Source organism: Janibacter hoylei PVAS-1, assembly GCF_004025845.1.
Lineage (GTDB): Bacteria > Actinomycetota > Actinomycetes > Actinomycetales > Dermatophilaceae > Janibacter > Janibacter hoylei.
Genome location: NZ_PIPF01000009.1, coordinates 119,736 through 135,259, shown reverse-complemented (window position 1 = coordinate 135,259; position 15,524 = coordinate 119,736). Strand labels below are relative to the sequence as shown.

Annotated in this window: 12 protein-coding genes; 3 read left to right on the top strand and 9 right to left on the bottom strand. The window is 71.4% G+C overall.

Annotation, left to right across the window (positions count from 1 at the left end; genetic code table 11):
• Nucleotides 1–37: 37 nt before the first annotated feature.
• From CWN80_RS09725 to CWN80_RS09695, 7 genes are all read right to left on the bottom strand, one after another.
• Entirely contained in the window at nt 38–2,245 is a 2,208-nt protein-coding gene (locus CWN80_RS09725; protein ID WP_007924534.1) for a heavy metal translocating P-type ATPase, read from the bottom strand.
• A gap of 58 nt (nt 2,246–2,303) precedes the next feature.
• The gene (locus tag CWN80_RS09720) at nt 2,304–2,585 is read right to left on the bottom strand and encodes a metal-sensitive transcriptional regulator (protein ID WP_007924535.1); all 282 of its coding nucleotides are present in this window, start codon (nt 2,583–2,585) and stop codon (nt 2,304–2,306) included.
• A gap of 209 nt (nt 2,586–2,794) precedes the next feature.
• The gene (ilvA, locus tag CWN80_RS09715) at nt 2,795–4,045 is read right to left on the bottom strand and encodes a threonine ammonia-lyase IlvA (protein ID WP_007924536.1); all 1,251 of its coding nucleotides are present in this window, start codon (nt 4,043–4,045) and stop codon (nt 2,795–2,797) included.
• Between the two features lie 42 nt (nt 4,046–4,087).
• A complete protein-coding gene (locus CWN80_RS09710) occupies nt 4,088–4,462 on the bottom strand; it encodes a DUF779 domain-containing protein (RefSeq protein WP_007924537.1) in 375 nt (124 codons plus the stop codon).
• Nucleotides 4,463–4,491: 29 nt separating this feature from the next.
• Nucleotides 4,492–6,015 (bottom strand): acetaldehyde dehydrogenase ExaC, encoded by a 1,524-nt coding sequence (gene exaC, locus CWN80_RS09705; protein WP_007924538.1) that lies wholly within the window; start codon nt 6,013–6,015, stop codon nt 4,492–4,494.
• Between the two features lie 94 nt (nt 6,016–6,109).
• Nucleotides 6,110–7,762 carry a phosphoglucomutase (alpha-D-glucose-1,6-bisphosphate-dependent) gene (gene pgm, locus CWN80_RS09700; RefSeq protein ID WP_007924539.1) on the bottom strand — a complete coding sequence of 551 codons (1,653 nt, stop codon included), beginning with the start codon at nt 7,760–7,762 and terminating at the stop codon, nt 6,110–6,112.
• Between the two features lie 17 nt (nt 7,763–7,779).
• Nucleotides 7,780–8,988 carry a sigma-54-dependent transcriptional regulator family protein gene (locus CWN80_RS09695; protein ID WP_007924540.1) on the bottom strand — a complete coding sequence of 403 codons (1,209 nt, stop codon included), beginning with the start codon at nt 8,986–8,988 and terminating at the stop codon, nt 7,780–7,782.
• 161 nt (nt 8,989–9,149) lie between these two features.
• Between CWN80_RS09695 and CWN80_RS09690 the strand changes: the two genes are divergently transcribed.
• From CWN80_RS09690 to CWN80_RS09680, 3 genes are all read left to right on the top strand, one after another.
• The gene (locus CWN80_RS09690) at nt 9,150–10,004 is read left to right on the top strand and encodes a transglutaminase-like domain-containing protein (protein ID WP_007924542.1); all 855 of its coding nucleotides are present in this window, start codon (nt 9,150–9,152) and stop codon (nt 10,002–10,004) included.
• Nucleotides 10,005–10,038: 34 nt separating this feature from the next.
• Nucleotides 10,039–12,144 carry an MMPL family transporter gene (locus CWN80_RS09685; RefSeq protein WP_040880552.1) on the top strand — a complete coding sequence of 702 codons (2,106 nt, stop codon included), beginning with the start codon at nt 10,039–10,041 and terminating at the stop codon, nt 12,142–12,144.
• 162 nt (nt 12,145–12,306) lie between these two features.
• Entirely contained in the window at nt 12,307–13,386 is a 1,080-nt protein-coding gene (locus tag CWN80_RS09680) for an SGNH/GDSL hydrolase family protein (protein ID WP_128277215.1), read from the top strand.
• Between the two features lie 19 nt (nt 13,387–13,405).
• Here the strand turns inward: CWN80_RS09680 and purB are convergent, their stop codons facing one another.
• Nucleotides 13,406–14,815: an adenylosuccinate lyase gene (gene purB, locus CWN80_RS09675; protein WP_007924548.1), complete on the bottom strand. Its 1,410-nt coding sequence runs from the start codon at nt 14,813–14,815 to the stop codon at nt 13,406–13,408.
• Between the two features lie 71 nt (nt 14,816–14,886).
• Nucleotides 14,887–15,522: a hypothetical protein gene (locus tag CWN80_RS09670; RefSeq protein ID WP_007924549.1), complete on the bottom strand. Its 636-nt coding sequence runs from the start codon at nt 15,520–15,522 to the stop codon at nt 14,887–14,889.
• Between the last annotated feature and the right edge of the window lie 2 nt (nt 15,523–15,524).

Here is a 15,524-nt window from a genome sequence, read left to right as displayed (position 1 = left end):
TGCGCCCCTCCAGTGCCGGAGCGAAGGGGGAGAGCCGTCAGTCCTCGACGGCCCGCCGCAGGCGCAGGGAGTTGAGCACGACGAGCACCGAGCTCAGGGCCATCGCGGCGCCGGCGACCATCGGGTTGAGCAGGCCGGCCATCGCGAGCGGGATGGCGGCGATGTTGTAGCCGAAGGCCCAGGCGAGGTTTTGCTTGATGACGTCGAGCGTGGCCCGGGAGAGGGCGATCGCGCGGGGGACGGACTCGAGGTCGGCGTGGACCAGGACGATGTCGGCGGACTCCATCGCGACGTCGGTGCCCGTGCCCATCGCCATGCCGAGGTCGGCCCTGACGATGGCGGCGGCGTCGTTGATGCCGTCGCCGACCATGGCGACGACCCTCCCGGAGTCCTGGAGGCGCGCGATCTCGTCGTGCTTGTCCTGGGGGCGCACGTCGGCCACGACGTGCTCGGGGTCGATGCCCACCTGGGCGGCGATCTTGGTCGCGTTGTGCTCGTTGTCGCCGCTGAGCAGCCACACCTGCAGCCCCTCGGCCCGCAGGGCCCGGATCGCGTCACCGGAGGTGTCGCGGACCTCGTCGGCGACGGTCAGGGCGCCGCGGGCGACGCCGTCCCAGCCGACGAAGACGGTCGTGCCGGGCCGCTCGAGCGTCGCGAGCTCGGTCGGCACCTCGTCGAAGAGGTCTGCGCGGCCGACGGTGACCCGGGTGTCCTTGATCGTCGCGACCGCGCCGGAGCCCGGCAGCGCCTCGAAGTCCCGGATCGCCGGGACCTTGATGCCCTTGTCCTGGGCACGCCGGACGATCGCCCGGGCGATGGGGTGCTCGCTGCCCGACTCGACCGCGGCCGCGGCGGTGAGGACCGCGGCCGGGTGCAGGCCGGGGGCCGCGGCGAGGTCGGTCACCTGCGCGACGCCCGTGGTGATCGTGCCGGTCTTGTCCAGGACGATCGTGTCGATCCGTCGGGTGTCCTCGAGGACCTGGGCGCCCTTGACGAGGATGCCGCGCTGGGCGCCGCGGCTCGTGCCGACGAGCAGGGCCATGGGCGTCGCGAGACCCAGGGCGCAGGGGCAGGCGATGATGAGGACCGTGACGGCGACGCCGAGCGCCGTCGTCGCCGAGCCGCTGCCGATCCACCACCCGACGAAGGTGAGCAGCGCCAGACCGAGCACCGCGGGCACGAAGTAGGCCGAGACACGGTCGGCGAGCCGCTGGATGTCGGCCTTGCCGGTCTGGGCCTGCTCGACGAGGCGGACGATGGCGGAGTACGTCGTGTCGGACCCGACGGCGGTCGCCTCGACGACGAGCCGGCCGGAGGTGTTGACCGTGCCGGCGTCGACGTGGTCACCGCTGCGGACGTCGACGGGCAGGGACTCGCCGGTGACGAGCGAGGTGTCGATGGAGCTCGTGCCGTCGATGACGGTGCCGTCGGTGGCGACCTTCTCGCCCGGGCGGACGATGAAGTGGTCGCCCACCTGCAGGTCGTCGAGGGGGATGTTGACCTCGGTCGTCGCGCGGGTGCGGGAGTCGATCCGCTGGACGGCCACTCCCTTCGACCCGAGGTCCATGAGCTCGGTGAGCGCGGAGCGCCCCTCGTCGGTGCTGCGGGCCTCGAGCCACCGACCGAGGAGGAGGAATGTGGTGATGACCGCCGCGGTCTCGAAGTAGTAGTGGCCGTGAGGTCCGGCCCCGGTGAGCAGGGTGACCGTCGACCAGAGGTAGGCGGCGCTCACGCCGAGGCTCACGAGGGTGTCCATCGTGGAGGCGAGGTGGCGGGCGTTGAGGTAGGCCGCCCGGTGGAAGGGCCACGCCGCCCACGTCACGACCGGCGTGGCGAGCAGCCACTGCAGCCACGGGTTGGCGGCGAAGTCCCACGGGCCCATGGCGAGGACCACGACGACGAGGGCCAGGGCTCCGGCCACGACGGCCCGGCGCTGCAGATCGGCGCGCTTGATGGGCGTGTGCGTCGGGGGAGCGAGCCGGCTCTCGGGGGTGATGACGCTGGCACCGTAGCCGGCGGACTCGACCGAGGCGACGAGGTCGTCGACGGTGACGTCGTCGGGGTAGCTGACGCGCGCCTTTTCCGTCGCGAGGTTGACCACGGCCTCGACGCCGTCGATCTTGCCCAGGTTGCGTTCGATCCGGGCGGAGCACGACGCGCACGTCATGCCGGTGATCGCCAGGTCGACGCTCTGCCCGGAGGTCGTCGTGGTGGCCGGATCGGTCGTGGGGCTGGTGGTGCTCATGGGGTCATCATCTCGAGTCGTGTCGGCATGGCCGGGGAGGCGAAGGGGGTGGGTCGGGTCAGGAGCGCACGAGGCGGGCGATGGCGGCGCTGGCCTCGGTGACCTTGGCGGCCGCAGCCTCGTCGGACTCCTTGGCAGCGTCGACGACGCAGTGACCGATGTGGTCCTCGAGCAGGCCCAGGCTCACGGCCTGCAGCGCCTTGGTCGCGGCGGCGACCTGGGTCAGGATGTCGATGCAGTAGGTGTCCTCGTCGACCATCCGCGAGATGCCGCGGATCTGCCCCTCGACGCGCCTGAGTCGCTTGAGGTAGTCGTCCTTGCTGCCGCTGTACCCGGGCATGCGGTCCTCCGTCTCGTGGGTCTCACCATCGCGAACACCATACCCCCTTAGGGTATTTCCCCGACGCTCGAACCTGTGCATTTCCCTAGGCAAATACGGCAGGCCTGCGCATTTCCCTAGGCAAATACGGCAGGCCTGCGCATTTCCCTAGGCAAATACGGGGGGCCTGCGCATTTCCCTAGGCAGATGCGCAGCGTGAGGGAGAGCGGTCAGCCGATGAAGCGGAAGAGCGGGCTCGTTGGGTCGACCCGCTCGATGACCAGCGGGGAGGCCTCCATCCGGGCGAGGAGGGGGACCAGGTCGTCGGGGTGGCCGAGCTCGAGACCCACGAGCGCCGGCCCGGTCTCCCGGTTGCTCCGCTTGACGTACTCGAAGTAGGCGATGTCGTCGTCGGGCCCGAGCACCTCGTCGAGGAAGCGGCGCAGCGCGCCCGGCTCCTGGGGGAAGGTGACGAGGAAGTAGTGCTTGCGGCCCTCGTGGATCAGCGCCTTCTCGACGATCTCCGCGTACCGGGAGACGTCGTTGTTGCCGCCCGAGACGACCGCGACGACGGTCGACCCGGGCTCGATCCGCAGGTCCGGCAGGACGGTCGTGGCGAGGGCGCCGGCGGGCTCGGCGATGATCCCGTCCGCCTGGTACATCGCGAGCATCTCGACGCACAGGGCGCCCTCGGAGACCGAGGTGAGGTGGGTGCCGGTCGCCGCGACGGCCGCGTGGGTGAGGTCTCCGACGCGGCGGACCGCAGCCCCGTCGACGAAGGGGGAGACCTCCTCCAGGTCGACCGGCCGGCCGGCGGCGAGGGCTGCCGCCATCGACGCGGCACCCTCGGGCTCCACCCCGACGAGGCGGGTGGTCGAGGCGTGGGCGGCCAGCCACGTCGCCATCCCGCCGAGGAGCCCGCCGCCGCCGACGGGCACCGTGACGAGGTCGGGGACCCGCCCCAGCTGCGCGACGATCTCGTTCGCGACGGTGCCCTGACCGGCCATCGTGTCGAGGGCGTCGAAGGCGGGGACGACCACGGCCCCGGTGTGGGCCGCGTCCTGCGCGGCCGCGGTCGCCGCGTCGTCGTACACCTCGCCGGTGACGATGACCTCGACGAGGTCGCCCCCGAGGGCCGCGACACGGTCACGCTTCTGCCGAGGGGTGTTGCGCGGCAGGTAGATCCGCGCCCCGACGCCCAAGCGCTGACCGGCGAAGGCGACGCCCTGGGCGTGGTTGCCCGCGGAGGCGGCGACGACTCCCTTCGCCCGCTCCTCGTCGCTCAGGCCGGCGATGAAGTTGAAGGCTCCGCGCAACTTGTAGGAGCGGACCGGCTGGAGGTCCTCGCGCTTGAGCCAGACCTCGGCCCCGGTCGCGGCGGAGAGGCGGTCGCTGCGGTGCAGCGGGGTGGGGGGCAGCACGTCGGCGAACACCCGGGCGGCGGCATCGACGGCGGCTGCGGTGAGGAGGGGAGCGGTCACGACCCCACGGTAGACCTGCTCGCTCCGCCGCCCCCACCCCGCTCAGAGGAGGTCGAACTCCCGCAGCTCGTCCTCGGTCATCAGGCGCGAGCGGATGAGGAAGCGCACGCCCTCGGGCGCCTCGACCGAGAAGCCGGACCCGCGCCCCGGGACGACGTCGACCGTGAGGTGGGTGTGCTTCCAGTACTCGTACTGCGACACGCTCATCCAGAACTCGATCGGTGTGAAGCCCTCGCCGGTCAGGGTGCCGAGGTTGATGTCGGCCTGGCTGGTGATGAAGTCCCCCGCCGGGTAGCACATCGGCGACGACCCGTCGCAGCAGCCGCCGCTCTGGTGGAACATCAGCGGGCCGTGGCGCTGCTCGAGCTTCGCGAGCAGCGCTGCTGCCTCGTCGGTGAGGTCGACGCGTGCACCCATGGCGGGGGACTCCCTTCGGTCGGGCTCGATCAGAAGAAGCCGAGCTTGTTCTGGTCGTAGCTGACGAGCAGGTTCTTGGTCTGCTGGTAGTGCTCGAGCATCATCTTGTGGTTTTCGCGGCCGATGCCCGACTGCTTGTACCCGCCGAAGGCCGCGTGGGCCGGGTACTGGTGGTAGCAGTTGGTCCACACGCGACCGGCCTGGATCCCGCGCCCCATGGCGAAGGTCGTGTGCGCGCTGCGGGACCAGACGCCGGCGCCGAGGCCGTAGAGGGTGTCGTTGGCGATCTGCAGCGCCTCGTCCTCGTCGGCGAAGGAGGTCAGCGAGACGACCGGTCCGAAGATCTCCTCCTGGAAGATCCGCATCGAGTTCTTGCCCTCGAAGACCGTCGGCGCGATGTAGTAGCCGCCGGACAGGTCGCCGCCGAGGTCGACCGACTCGCCACCGGTGAGCACCTTGGCGCCCTCCTCGCGGCCGATCGCCAGGTAGCTCTTGATCTTCTCGAACTGGTCGTTGCTCGCCTGGGCGCCCATCGTCGTCTCGGTGTCGAGCGGGTTGCCCTGCGTGATCGCCTCGACGCGCTTGACGGCGTCGCCGACGAACTGCTCGTACATGCCCTGCTGCACGAGCGCGCGGGAGGGGCAGGTGCAGATCTCGCCCTGGTTGAGGGCGAACATCGTGAAGCCCTCGAGCGCCTTGTCGTAGAAGGCGTCCTGCGCGGCCGCGACGTCGTCGAAGAAGACGTTGGGCGACTTGCCGCCGAGCTCGAGGGTGACGGGGATGATGTTCTGGCTGGCGTACTGCATGATCAGCCGGCCGGTGGTCGTCTCGCCGGTGAAGGCGATCTTGGCGATGCGGGGACTGGAGGCGAGCGGCTTGCCGGCCTCGACGCCGAAGCCGTTGACGACGTTGAGCACGCCCGGGGGCAGCAGGTCGGCGATGAGCTCGACGACCTTGAGGATCGACCACGGGGTCTGCTCGGCCGGCTTGAGGACGATGCAGTTGCCGGCGGCCAGCGCCGGAGCGATCTTCCACACGCCCATGAGGATCGGGAAGTTCCACGGGATGATCTGGCCGACGACGCCGAGAGGCTCGTGGAAGTGGTACGCCATCGTGTTGTGGTCGATCTCCGAGATGCTGCCTTCCTGGGCACGGATCGCGCCGGCGAAGTAGCGGAAGTGGTCGACCGCGAGCGGGATGTCGGCGGCGAGCGTCTCGCGCACGGCCTTGCCGTTGTCCCAGGTCTCGATGACCGCGATGTCCTCGAGGTTGGCCTCGATGGTGTCGGCGATCTTGAGCAGGATGTTGGAGCGGTCGGTGGTCGAGGTGCGGCCCCACGCGTCCTTGGCGGCGTGCGCGGCGTCCAGCGCCTTGTCGATGTCCTCGGCGGTGCTACGGGCGACCCGGGTGAAGACCTGACCGGTCACCGGGGTGATGTTGTCGAAGTACTCGCCGTTCACGGGGGCGACCCACTCGCCACCGATGAAGTTGTCGTACTGCTCCTTGACCTCGATGGTCGAGTCCGAGCTGCCGGGCGGGCTGTAGACGGCCATGTCTGCCTCCTGGGGTCAATCGACGACGCACCGTTGCGAAGTCGTCCTGGGCCGACCGTAGGACGAGGAAGGTTGGCCAAAGGTTGGTCGGTCGTCAGCCGCCCAGTGCCGCGTCCACGACGGCCTTGGCGTCCGTCTGCACCTGGGCCAGGTGCTCGGGTCCGCGGAAGGACTCGGCGTAGATCTTGTAGACGTCCTCGGTGCCCGACGGGCGGGCGGCAAACCATGCCGACTCGGTGGTGACCTTGAGCCCACCGATGGCCGCGCCGTTGCCGGGGGCCTCGGTGAGCTTGGCCGTGATCGCCTCTCCCGCAACCGAGTCCGCGGTGACGGCGGCCGGGGTCAGGGCCTTGAGGGCAGCCTTCTGCTCACGGTCCGCGGGCGCGTCGACGCGGGCGTAGGCGGGCTCGCCGTGGCGGGCGACGAGGTCGGCGTAGTGCTCGCTGGGGGAGCGGCCGGTGGTCGCGAGGATCTCGGAGGCGAGCAGCGCGAGGATGATGCCGTCCTTGTCAGTGGTCCACACCGACCCGTCGTGGCGCAGGAAGGAGGCGCCGGCCGACTCCTCGCCGCCGAAGCCGACCGAGCCGTCGAGCAGGCCGGGGACGAACCACTTGAAGCCGACCGGCACCTCCCACAGGTCCATGCCGAGGTCGGCCGCGACGCGGTCGATCATGGAGCTCGACACGAGCGTCTTGCCGATGCGCCGGCTCGACCATCCCGGACGCGCGCCGCCGTGCAGGTACTGGATCGCGACGGCGAGGTAGTGGTTGGGGTTCATCAGCCCCGCGTCGGGCGTGACGATGCCGTGCCGGTCGGAGTCTGCGTCGTTGCCGGTCGCGATGTCGTACCGATCGCGTTGTGCGACAAGGCTCGCCATGGCCGCAGGCGAGCTGCAGTCCATCCGGATCCTGCCGTCCTTGTCGAGGGTCATGAACCGCCACGTCGGGTCGAGGAGCGGGTTGACCACTGTCAGGTCGAGGCCGTGGCGCTCGCCGATCTCGCCCCAGTAGTGCACGGCCGCCCCGCCCATCGGGTCGGCGCCGATCTGCACTCCGACGTCCCGGATCCGTTGCAGGTCAACGACGCTCGGCAGGTCGGTGACATAGGCGGCGAGGTAGTCGTGGTCGGTCGCGGCGGCCCGGGCCCGGGCGAAGGGAGTCCGCCGCACCTGCCGCAGGCCGTCGCGCAGGTGGGCATTGGCCGCGTCGGCGATGGCGCTGGTGACGTCGGTGTCGGCGGGCCCGCCGTGGGGCGGGTTGTACTTGAACCCACCGTCGCTCGGGGGGTTGTGCGAGGGGGTGACGACGATGCCGTCGGCCAGCCCCGTCCCCTTCGCCGTGAGGTCCTTGCCCCGGTTGGCCGTGAGGATCGCGTGCGAGATCGCGGGGGTCGGGGTGTAGCCGTCGCGGGAGTCGACGAGGACGGTGACACCGCCGGCGACGAGGACCTCGAGGGCGGTGGTCCACGCCGGCTCGGAGAGGGCGTGCGTGTCGCGGCCGAGGAAGAGCGGGCCGTCGATGCCGGCCGCGCGGCGGTGGTCGACGATTGCCTGGGTCGTCGCGAGGATGTGCGCCTCGTTGAAGGACCCGGTGAGCGAGGAGCCCCGGTGCCCGCTCGTGCCGAAGGCGACCTGCTGGTCGACGTCGTCGGGGTCGGGCTGGACTGCGTAGTAGGCGGTGACGACGTGGCTGACGTCGATGAGGTCCTCGGGCAGTGCGGGCTGGCCCGCTCGGTCGGCTGCGCTCATGGCCCGACGCTACCGCCCTACCGCAGCACCGCCGCCAGCCGCGCGGTCAGCGGTGCCCGGGCCGGGTGGCGCCCATCGCCCAGCTCGTCGAGTGCCCGCTGCAGCACCTCGGTGTCGGCGACGACCTCGCTGTAGGCGAGGACCGCCGAGGGGTCGGGGTCGGTGAGCAGGCACTCGCGGACGGCGACCGCGAGGTACTCCGCGGTCTCGGTGAGCAGGGGTGAGCTGGTCCCGGGGACGAGGTCGCCGCCGTAGGCGTCGACGGCGGAGCGGGCATCGCCGCGCCGCACCGCTGCTCGCACCGCGTCGACGTCGCTGACCACCGGCAGGTCGAGTCGGTAGGGGCGCGATGCGAGCCGGCCGCCGAGGGCCGAGCGCAGGTGGCTGACCTCCGACTTCAGGGTGCTCGTCGAGACCCGCTCGTCGCCGTAGAGGTGGGCGTGCAGCTCGCCGAGCGAGAGCCCGTCGGGGTGCAGCGCGAGGATCGCGAGGATCTCGACCTGGCGTCGGGTGAGGAGCAGCCGTGACCCGTCGAGGTGGACCTCGCTCGCGCCGAGCAGCCGCAGGTGCAGCCCCTGGTGGGCGGGCAGGGTCAGCGTCGACGCGAGCGACGACGCGGGGATCGCCGTCTCGAGGAGACGCGCCAGCGCCTGGGCGGTGGCGGCGCCGATGGGGTGGCTGCGGTCCCACGTCGTCGACAGGTCGAGCACCCCGAGCTGGGCACCGGTCACCGGGTCGTGGACGGGCGCGGCCCAGCAGGCCCAGCTGTGCACGATCGGGGCGTAGTGCTCGGCGGCGAAGACGGTCGAGACGGCGTCGGTGCGCAGGGCGAGGTTGAGCGCATTGGTCCCCACGCTGCCCTCGTCCCACCGGCCGCCGGCGACGAAGTTGACCTGCTCGGCGGCGCTGCGCATGACCCGCCCGCCGTAGGTCCACAGGATGCGGGTCTGCGGGTCGGTGACCGCGACGACGAGGTCACCGTCCTCCGCGGCGGACCGCAGCGCGCCCTCGAGGCGGTTGACGGCGGCCGACAGCGGTGACTCCGCGAAGAGGGTGGCGGTCTCCCCTTCGTCCGCCAGTGGCGCGGCCTCGACGGTCGCCGGCAGGTGCTCGGCGGACCGCTCCCACGACGAGAGGATCTCGGGGCGCACCTGCTCGGGGGCACTCCCCTCGCGCCAGTGCTCCCAGGCGCGCTGCAGCGTGCGCTGTCGGCCGGACTCCGCCATCGGCCACCTCCTCGTGGTCGCCGCCAGCGTAGAGCGCGGGCTGCGCATCTGCCTAGGAGAGGCGCAGGCCCCGCCGTATTTCCCTAGGGAAATCACCGAACCACACCCGACCGCACCTCGTCGCTTTGACGTGGGGGCCTCGCGCGCTGTCCCATGGACCTATGACCGACCTCGCGATCGTCGACGCCGCTGCCACCCCGCTCCAGGCCCGGGTCGGCACCAAGTTCGCCTACAGCACGACGGGGGTCCGCGAGGCGCTGCTGTCCTTCGCGGTCTCCAACGCCCACGACATCCTCGAGGAGGAGATCCTCATTCACGCCGGCGGGCGTGAGGTGCAGGCGCGTGAGCTCGCGGGCAACCACGGCACCCGGCTCCACCTCGTCGAGGGCGTCGGCGACGGGTGGCTCGAGGTGACCTACTCCGCACTCGTCGACATCACCCGGCCGACCGGCGACCAGGTGGGACGCGAGATCGACTTCGACCGGTGGGTCTTCACCCGGCCGAGCCGCTACGCCGAGTCGGACCGCCTGGCGCCCATGGCTGCTCGGCTCTTCCCGACCCAGACGGGCGTGGAGCGGGTCGAGGCCGTCGGCGAGTGGGTCAACACGCACATGGCCTACATCTCCGGCTCCAGCCGGGGAACCGACGGCGCGGTCGACTCGATCCTCCAGGCGTCGGGGGTCTGCCGCGACTTCGCGCACGTCGTCGTCGCGCTGCTGCGTGCGCTGGGGACGCCGGCGCGCCTGGTCTCGGTCTACGCGCCCGGTCTTCAGCCGATGGACTTCCACGCCGTCGCCGAGGCCTGGGTCGACGACGCCTGGCACATCGTCGACGCGACGCGGCTGGCGCCACGCGAGTCGATGATCCGCATCGCCACCGGCCGCGATGCGGCCGACACCGCCTTCCTCACCACCCGCGGCGGGCGCATGACCTTCAACCGGCAGGTCGTCACGGCCACGCTCACCGAGGGCACCCTCCCGCAGGAGGACCCCTCCGCGCTCGTGCGTCTGCCCTGAGGACGGCTGTCCCATGCTCGTCTAGGTTTGGGGCATGTCACTCCGCAGACGGCCCACGGCCGTGCCCCGCCTCATCGCGGGCGTCGTCATCGTGCTCTGGTTTGTCGTGGCCGGCGTCGGTGGCCCGCTCGTGGGGCAGCTGAGCAGCGTGCAGGACAACGACCAGGCGTCCTTCCTGCCCGCCGACGCCGAGTCGACGCAGGTGAGCGCGCGGCTCGGTGACTTCGGCGCCGACGCGACCTTGCCCCTCCTGCTCGTCGTCGAGGACGACGGCGGCATCGACCGGTCGACGATCGGCCTGCTGCAGGGCTGGGCCGAGCGGTTGCCCGACCAGCAGGTCGACAGCGTGCCCGGCACGCTGGGTGACCTGCTCGCGTCCGACACCGTGCCGGTGATCCCCGCTGACGACGGGGCGGCCGTCCTCGTCCCGATCGAGCTCGACGCCGCCGAGGTCGAGGAGCGTGTCGACGGCGAGGCGATCTCGACACGCGTCGTCGACGCACTTCGCGGTGACCTTGCTCCCGACGTGACCGGAGAGGTCTCCGTGACCGGACCGGCCGGCTTCACCGCTGACCTCGGTGAGGCCTTCGCGGGCATCGACGGGATCCTCCTGCTCGTCGCGCTCGCCGTCGTCCTCGTCATCCTCGTGCTCGTCTATCGCAGTCCGGTCCTCCCCTTCGCCGTGCTCGTCACGAGCGTGTGCGGTCTGGCCCTGGCCGCGCTGGTCATCCACCCGATGGCCGAGGCCGGGTGGATCCAGCTGTCGGGACAGAGCCAGGGCATCCTCTTCATCCTCGTCGTCGGGGCCGCGACCGACTACGGGCTGCTGCTCGTCGCCCGCTATCGCGAAGAGCTGCACCGGGCCGACCCGCTGCCCGCGCTGCGCGTGGCCTGGCGGCAGACGCTCGGCCCGGTCATGGCGAGCGGGCTGACGGTCATCGCCGGCCTGCTCTGCCTGCTGTTGTCGGACCTGGGCAACATCTCGGGTCTCGGGCCGGTCGGCGCCCTCGGCATCGTCGGGGCCATGGTGGCCGCGCTCACCCTGCTGCCTGCGGTGCTGGCGCTGCTGGGGCGCGTCGCTTTCTGGCCCTCCCCGCCCCGCCGCGACGACGCGCCGCGGCACCGCCTCTGGCAGGGCGTCGCCGACCGTGTCACCCGACGGCCGCGCCGCACGTGGGTCGTCACCGCCGCCGCGATGTTCGTCGCGGCGGGCGCGGCGACGACTTTTGACGCCTCGGGCATCACGCAGGCGCAGTTCTTCACGACCGAGGTCGAGTCGGTGCGTGGGCAGGAGGTCATCGACAGGCACTTCGACGGCGGTGACCAGCGGCCGGTCCAGGTGATCGTCCCGGCGTCCGCGACGACCGAGGCGAAGGCGGTGCTCGCCGACCACCCGCAGGTGGCCGAGCGCGTCGAGGAGTCGGCCGAGCGGGGCGGCTCCGACGCCCTGCTGAGCGCGCCGCTCACCGTGGGTTCCGAGTCCGACGAGGCGCGCGAGGTCGTGCTCGAGCTGCGTGACGAGGTGCGTGCCGTGAGCCCCGAGGCCCTCGTCGGCGGGGCGACGGCCACGAGCGTCGACACCGACGCCGCGAGCCAGCGCGACTACGTCGTCGTCATCCCGGCGATCCTGCTCGTCGTCACGCTCATCCTTGTCGGTCTGCTGCGATCGGTCGCCGCGGCCGCGTTGCTCGTCGTCGTCAACGTGCTCGGCTTCGCGGCGACGCTTGGGGTCGCCGCGGTGGTCTTCGGCCTGCTCGGGTACCCCGGCGCAGACCCGTCGACCCCTGTCCTCGCCTTCGTCTTCCTCGTGGCGCTCGCGGTCGACTACTCCATCTTCCTCATGACGCGGGCGCGGGAGGAGTCGCTGCAGGTGGGCACGCGCCGCGGCATCGCCCAGGCGGTCGCGGTGACCGGCGGGGTCATCACGAGCGCGGGCGTGGTGCTCGCGGCGACCTTCTCGGCGCTGTGGGTCATCCCGCTGCTCTTCCTCGCGCAGATCGCCTTCATCGTCGCCTTCGGGGTGCTGCTCGACACCATCGTCACGCGCTCGATCCTCGTCCCCTCCCTCGTGGCCGATCTGGGGGACCGCGTTTGGTGGCCGTGGGCAGGGCGGATCGCGGCCGACGAGCCGCGAGAGTGATCGAGGTGGGTCCCTCGGGCCCACGAGGTGCTCCGCAGCGCCGGTACGGGGGCGGGCTGCTCGCGGGGTGAGACGCATCTGGTGCACGCCCCACCTCCTGAAGTTACTCTGGAGTAACCAAGGTCGATCACCGGCGATCGACCCCCTGCCAGGAGGCCTGCCATGCGTCGCCCTCGAGTCCTGTCCACCCTCGCTGCGACCGCGGCACTCCTCGTCGCAGGTGCCTCAGGGGGTGCGTCTGCTGCCCCGGCGTCCACCGCTGCAGCGAAGACCCGACCCCACTACGTGACGCTCGGTGACTCCTACTCTGCCGGCAACGGGGCCGGCGCCTACGTGGAGAAGACCTGCTGGCGCTCACCCAACAACTACGGCCAGCGGGTGGCGACGCGGCAGGGTGCCACGCACACGACGGCCGCGTGCAGCGGCGGCGTCATCGACGACATCCTCTCCCCGCGTGAGCTCGGGTCCCCGACGCTGCGGACCCGGACCTACCGCGTCCCGGTGGGTGCGGTCGACGCACGCGCCCAGTGGCTGCGCCAGGCCAAGGCGGACAAGCTGTGCGGCACGCCGAGCCAGCGCGACTTCTCCTACACCTACTCGATCCGCTCGAGCGCCTCGGCGGGCTCCCTCTTCACCGCCACCGTCCGCTGCCAGCTCGTGGCACGCCCGCAGATCGACTCCGTGACGACCTCGACCGATGCGGTCTTCGTGACGATCGGCGGCAACGACCTGGGGTTCACGACGATCGCCACGCAGTGCATGGCGCTACGGGCGGCGGCCGGCTGCAAGCAGGCCATCGACGCTGCCAATGCCGAGATCGGCACCCTCAAGTCACGCACCAAGACGGTGCTCAAGGCGGTGCACGCCCGCTCCGGTGGTCGCGCAGAGGTCTACCTCCTGGGCTACCCGCACCTCATCAACACCCGGAGCCACAAGCTGAGCTCGACCTACGACTTCGGGCAGGAGCTCGACCGGCTGCAGCGGCGTGGCGACACGGCGCAGCGGGCCGCGATGCTCGAGCTGGACCGATCCACGACCGGGCGGGGCGGCTTCACCTTCGTCGACGTCAAGCCGGACTGGGGTGGCTACACCCACGGCATCGACCCGCGTCCCCTCGCCAGCCAGTCCAATGCCTGGCTGGTGCCGATCTTCGGCACCGGTCGCGAGTTCTCCGAGTGGGTGCACCCCAACGCCGCCGGGTGGGGCGCGAGTGCGCTGGCGCTCTACGCCGCCATGCGCTGAGCCACCCGGCGCCGGCAGATCAGTCGAGCAGGTCGACCAGCTGCGGCGCGATACCGATGTAGGTGGCGGGCGTCATCGCCGCGACCCGCTCCTCGACGTCGGCCGGCAGGCCGAGCCCACGGACGAAGTCGACGAGCTCGGGTTGACCGATGCGGCGCCCGCGGGTCAGCTCCTTGAGCCGCTCGTAGGGCTCGTCCATGCCCTCGACGCCCCGGGCGCCCAGCGCCCGCATCACCGACTGGATCGGCTCGCCGAGCACCTCCCAGTTGGCGTCGAGGTCGGCCGCCATGGCCTCGGGCACGGCGTCGAGACCGGCCAGGCCGCGGCCCGCGTTGTCGATCGCGAGGAGCGAGTGGCCGAGCGCGGTGCCGATGTTGCGCTGCATCGAGCTGTCGGTCAGGTCTCGCTGCAGGCGCGAGGTGACGAGCGTCGTCGCGAGCACGTCGAGGAGGGCATTGCTCACCTCGAGGTTGGCCTCGGCGTTTTCGAAGCGGATCGGGTTGACCTTGTGCGGCATCGTGCTCGAGCCGACGGTGCCCTGTCCACGCACCTGGGCGAAGTAGCCCATGGAGATGTAGCTCCACACGTCGGTGCAGAGGTTGTGCAGCACCCGGTTGTAGCGCGCGATGTCGGCGTAGATCTCGGCCTGCCAGTCGTGCGACTCGATCTGGGTGGTCAGCGGGTTCCACGTCAGGCCGAGACCCTCGACGAAGGACTGCGAGATCTCCAGCCAGTCGGCCTCGGGCACGGCGGCCAGGTGGGCGCCGAAGGTGCCGGTGGCGCCGTTGATCTTTCCGAGGTACTCGTCGGACGAGATGCGCCGCACCTGCCGCAGGAGCCGGTGCGCGAGGACAGCGAGCTCCTTGCCCATCGTGGTCGGCGTGGCCGGCTGTCCGTGCGTGTGGGCGAGCAGCGGCACGTCGCGCAGCTCGTCAGCCAGCGTCGCGACGGCCTCGGCGAGGGCGTCGGCTCGCGGCAGCCAGACCTGCTCGACGGCGCCCTGGACCATGAGCGCGTAGGAGAGGTTGTTGATGTCCTCGCTCGTGCAGCAGAAGTGGATGAGCTCGCACAGCCCGGCGTCCTCGGGCGCCGGCGCGATCTGGCGCAGGCGCTCCTTGAGGTAGTACTCGACGGCCTTGACGTCGTGCTGGGTGACCTTTTCGGTCGCGGCGAGCTCGGCGATGTCCTCGGGGCCGAAGTCCTCGACGACCTGCCGCAGGGCGGCCTGCTCGTCGGTGGTCAGCTGGCGCACGCCGGGCACGACCTGCCGGCTCGTCAGGTGGATGAGCCACTCGACCTCGACGTGCACGCGCATCCGGTTGAGCGCGGGCTCGCTCAGGTGGTCGATGAGCGGTGCGACGGCCGGACGGTAGCGACCGTCGAGCGCGCCGAGGGCGATCTGGGGCGTGGCGTCAGCGAGGCTCTGCATGGCGCCATCCTCCCAGAGACGAAGGGGGGCCCGGTCCCGGCGTCCACTGCAGGCCCGGCCGGTACGGCCGGTCAGGAGGTGTACGCCTGCGCGACGTCCTCGGCGATGGTGGTCAGCTGCTTGTCCGTGCGGTCGCCGTTGAGATCGGCCGCGAGGACCGTCAGGGTGAGTCCCCCGTCGAGCTCGGCGAAGAGGTAGACGTTGCCGCCTGAGGCGCCGGCCGGGTCGAGGGTGACGAGGGTGGCCTTCGTGCCGTCGTCGAGGGTGCGGCTCTCGGTCTTGGCGCCCGTGCCGGCGAACTCGTCGCTGGCGGCAGCGTCCTCGACGCTGGTGCCGTCCTCCGCGAGCCCCCAGCTCAAGGAAAATCCGGTGCCTTCGCCGAGGTCGGCCTCGTCGCCGGGGAGGACGTTGCACTGGCCTGAGAGATCGGAGACCTCGACGGGGAAGCCGACCCACTCCTCGAGCTCGTCGGGGGTCACCGCGCCGCAGTCGAGCCCGCCGCCTGCGCCGGAGGCGGAGGTCTCGCTGCCCTCCGACGACGTCTCGCTGCCCTCGGACGAGGTGCTCGAGCTCGTCGCATCCGTCGGGCTCGACGTGCGGCTCGACGCGGCCGAGCTCGAGGGGCTCTCCTCGGGTGACCCGGAGCAGGCGCCGAGGAGCAGCGCGGTGCCGAGGACGAGGGCGAGGGGGGCGGGGCCACGGGTCATGG

What these genes read in the sequence shown, in the direction of transcription:
- CWN80_RS09725 (WP_007924534.1), bottom strand. Translation starts at nt 2,245, where the DNA reads ATGAGCACCACCAGCCCCACGACCGATCCGGCCACCACGACGACCTCC.
- CWN80_RS09720 (WP_007924535.1), bottom strand. Translation starts at nt 2,585, where the DNA reads ATGCCCGGGTACAGCGGCAGCAAGGACGACTACCTCAAGCGACTCAGG.
- CWN80_RS09710 (WP_007924537.1), bottom strand. Translation starts at nt 4,462, where the DNA reads ATGGGTGCACGCGTCGACCTCACCGACGAGGCAGCAGCGCTGCTCGCG.
- exaC (WP_007924538.1), bottom strand. Translation starts at nt 6,015, where the DNA reads ATGGCCGTCTACAGCCCGCCCGGCAGCTCGGACTCGACCATCGAGGTC.
- pgm (WP_007924539.1), bottom strand. Translation starts at nt 7,762, where the DNA reads ATGAGCGCAGCCGACCGAGCGGGCCAGCCCGCACTGCCCGAGGACCTC.
- CWN80_RS09695 (WP_007924540.1), bottom strand. Translation starts at nt 8,988, where the DNA reads ATGGCGGAGTCCGGCCGACAGCGCACGCTGCAGCGCGCCTGGGAGCAC.
- CWN80_RS09690 (WP_007924542.1), top strand. Translation starts at nt 9,150, where the DNA reads ATGACCGACCTCGCGATCGTCGACGCCGCTGCCACCCCGCTCCAGGCC.
- CWN80_RS09685 (WP_040880552.1), top strand. Translation starts at nt 10,039, where the DNA reads ATGTCACTCCGCAGACGGCCCACGGCCGTGCCCCGCCTCATCGCGGGC.
- CWN80_RS09680 (WP_128277215.1), top strand. Translation starts at nt 12,307, where the DNA reads ATGCGTCGCCCTCGAGTCCTGTCCACCCTCGCTGCGACCGCGGCACTC.
- purB (WP_007924548.1), bottom strand. Translation starts at nt 14,815, where the DNA reads ATGCAGAGCCTCGCTGACGCCACGCCCCAGATCGCCCTCGGCGCGCTC.
- CWN80_RS09670 (WP_007924549.1), bottom strand. Translation starts at nt 15,522, where the DNA reads ATGACCCGTGGCCCCGCCCCCCTCGCCCTCGTCCTCGGCACCGCGCTG.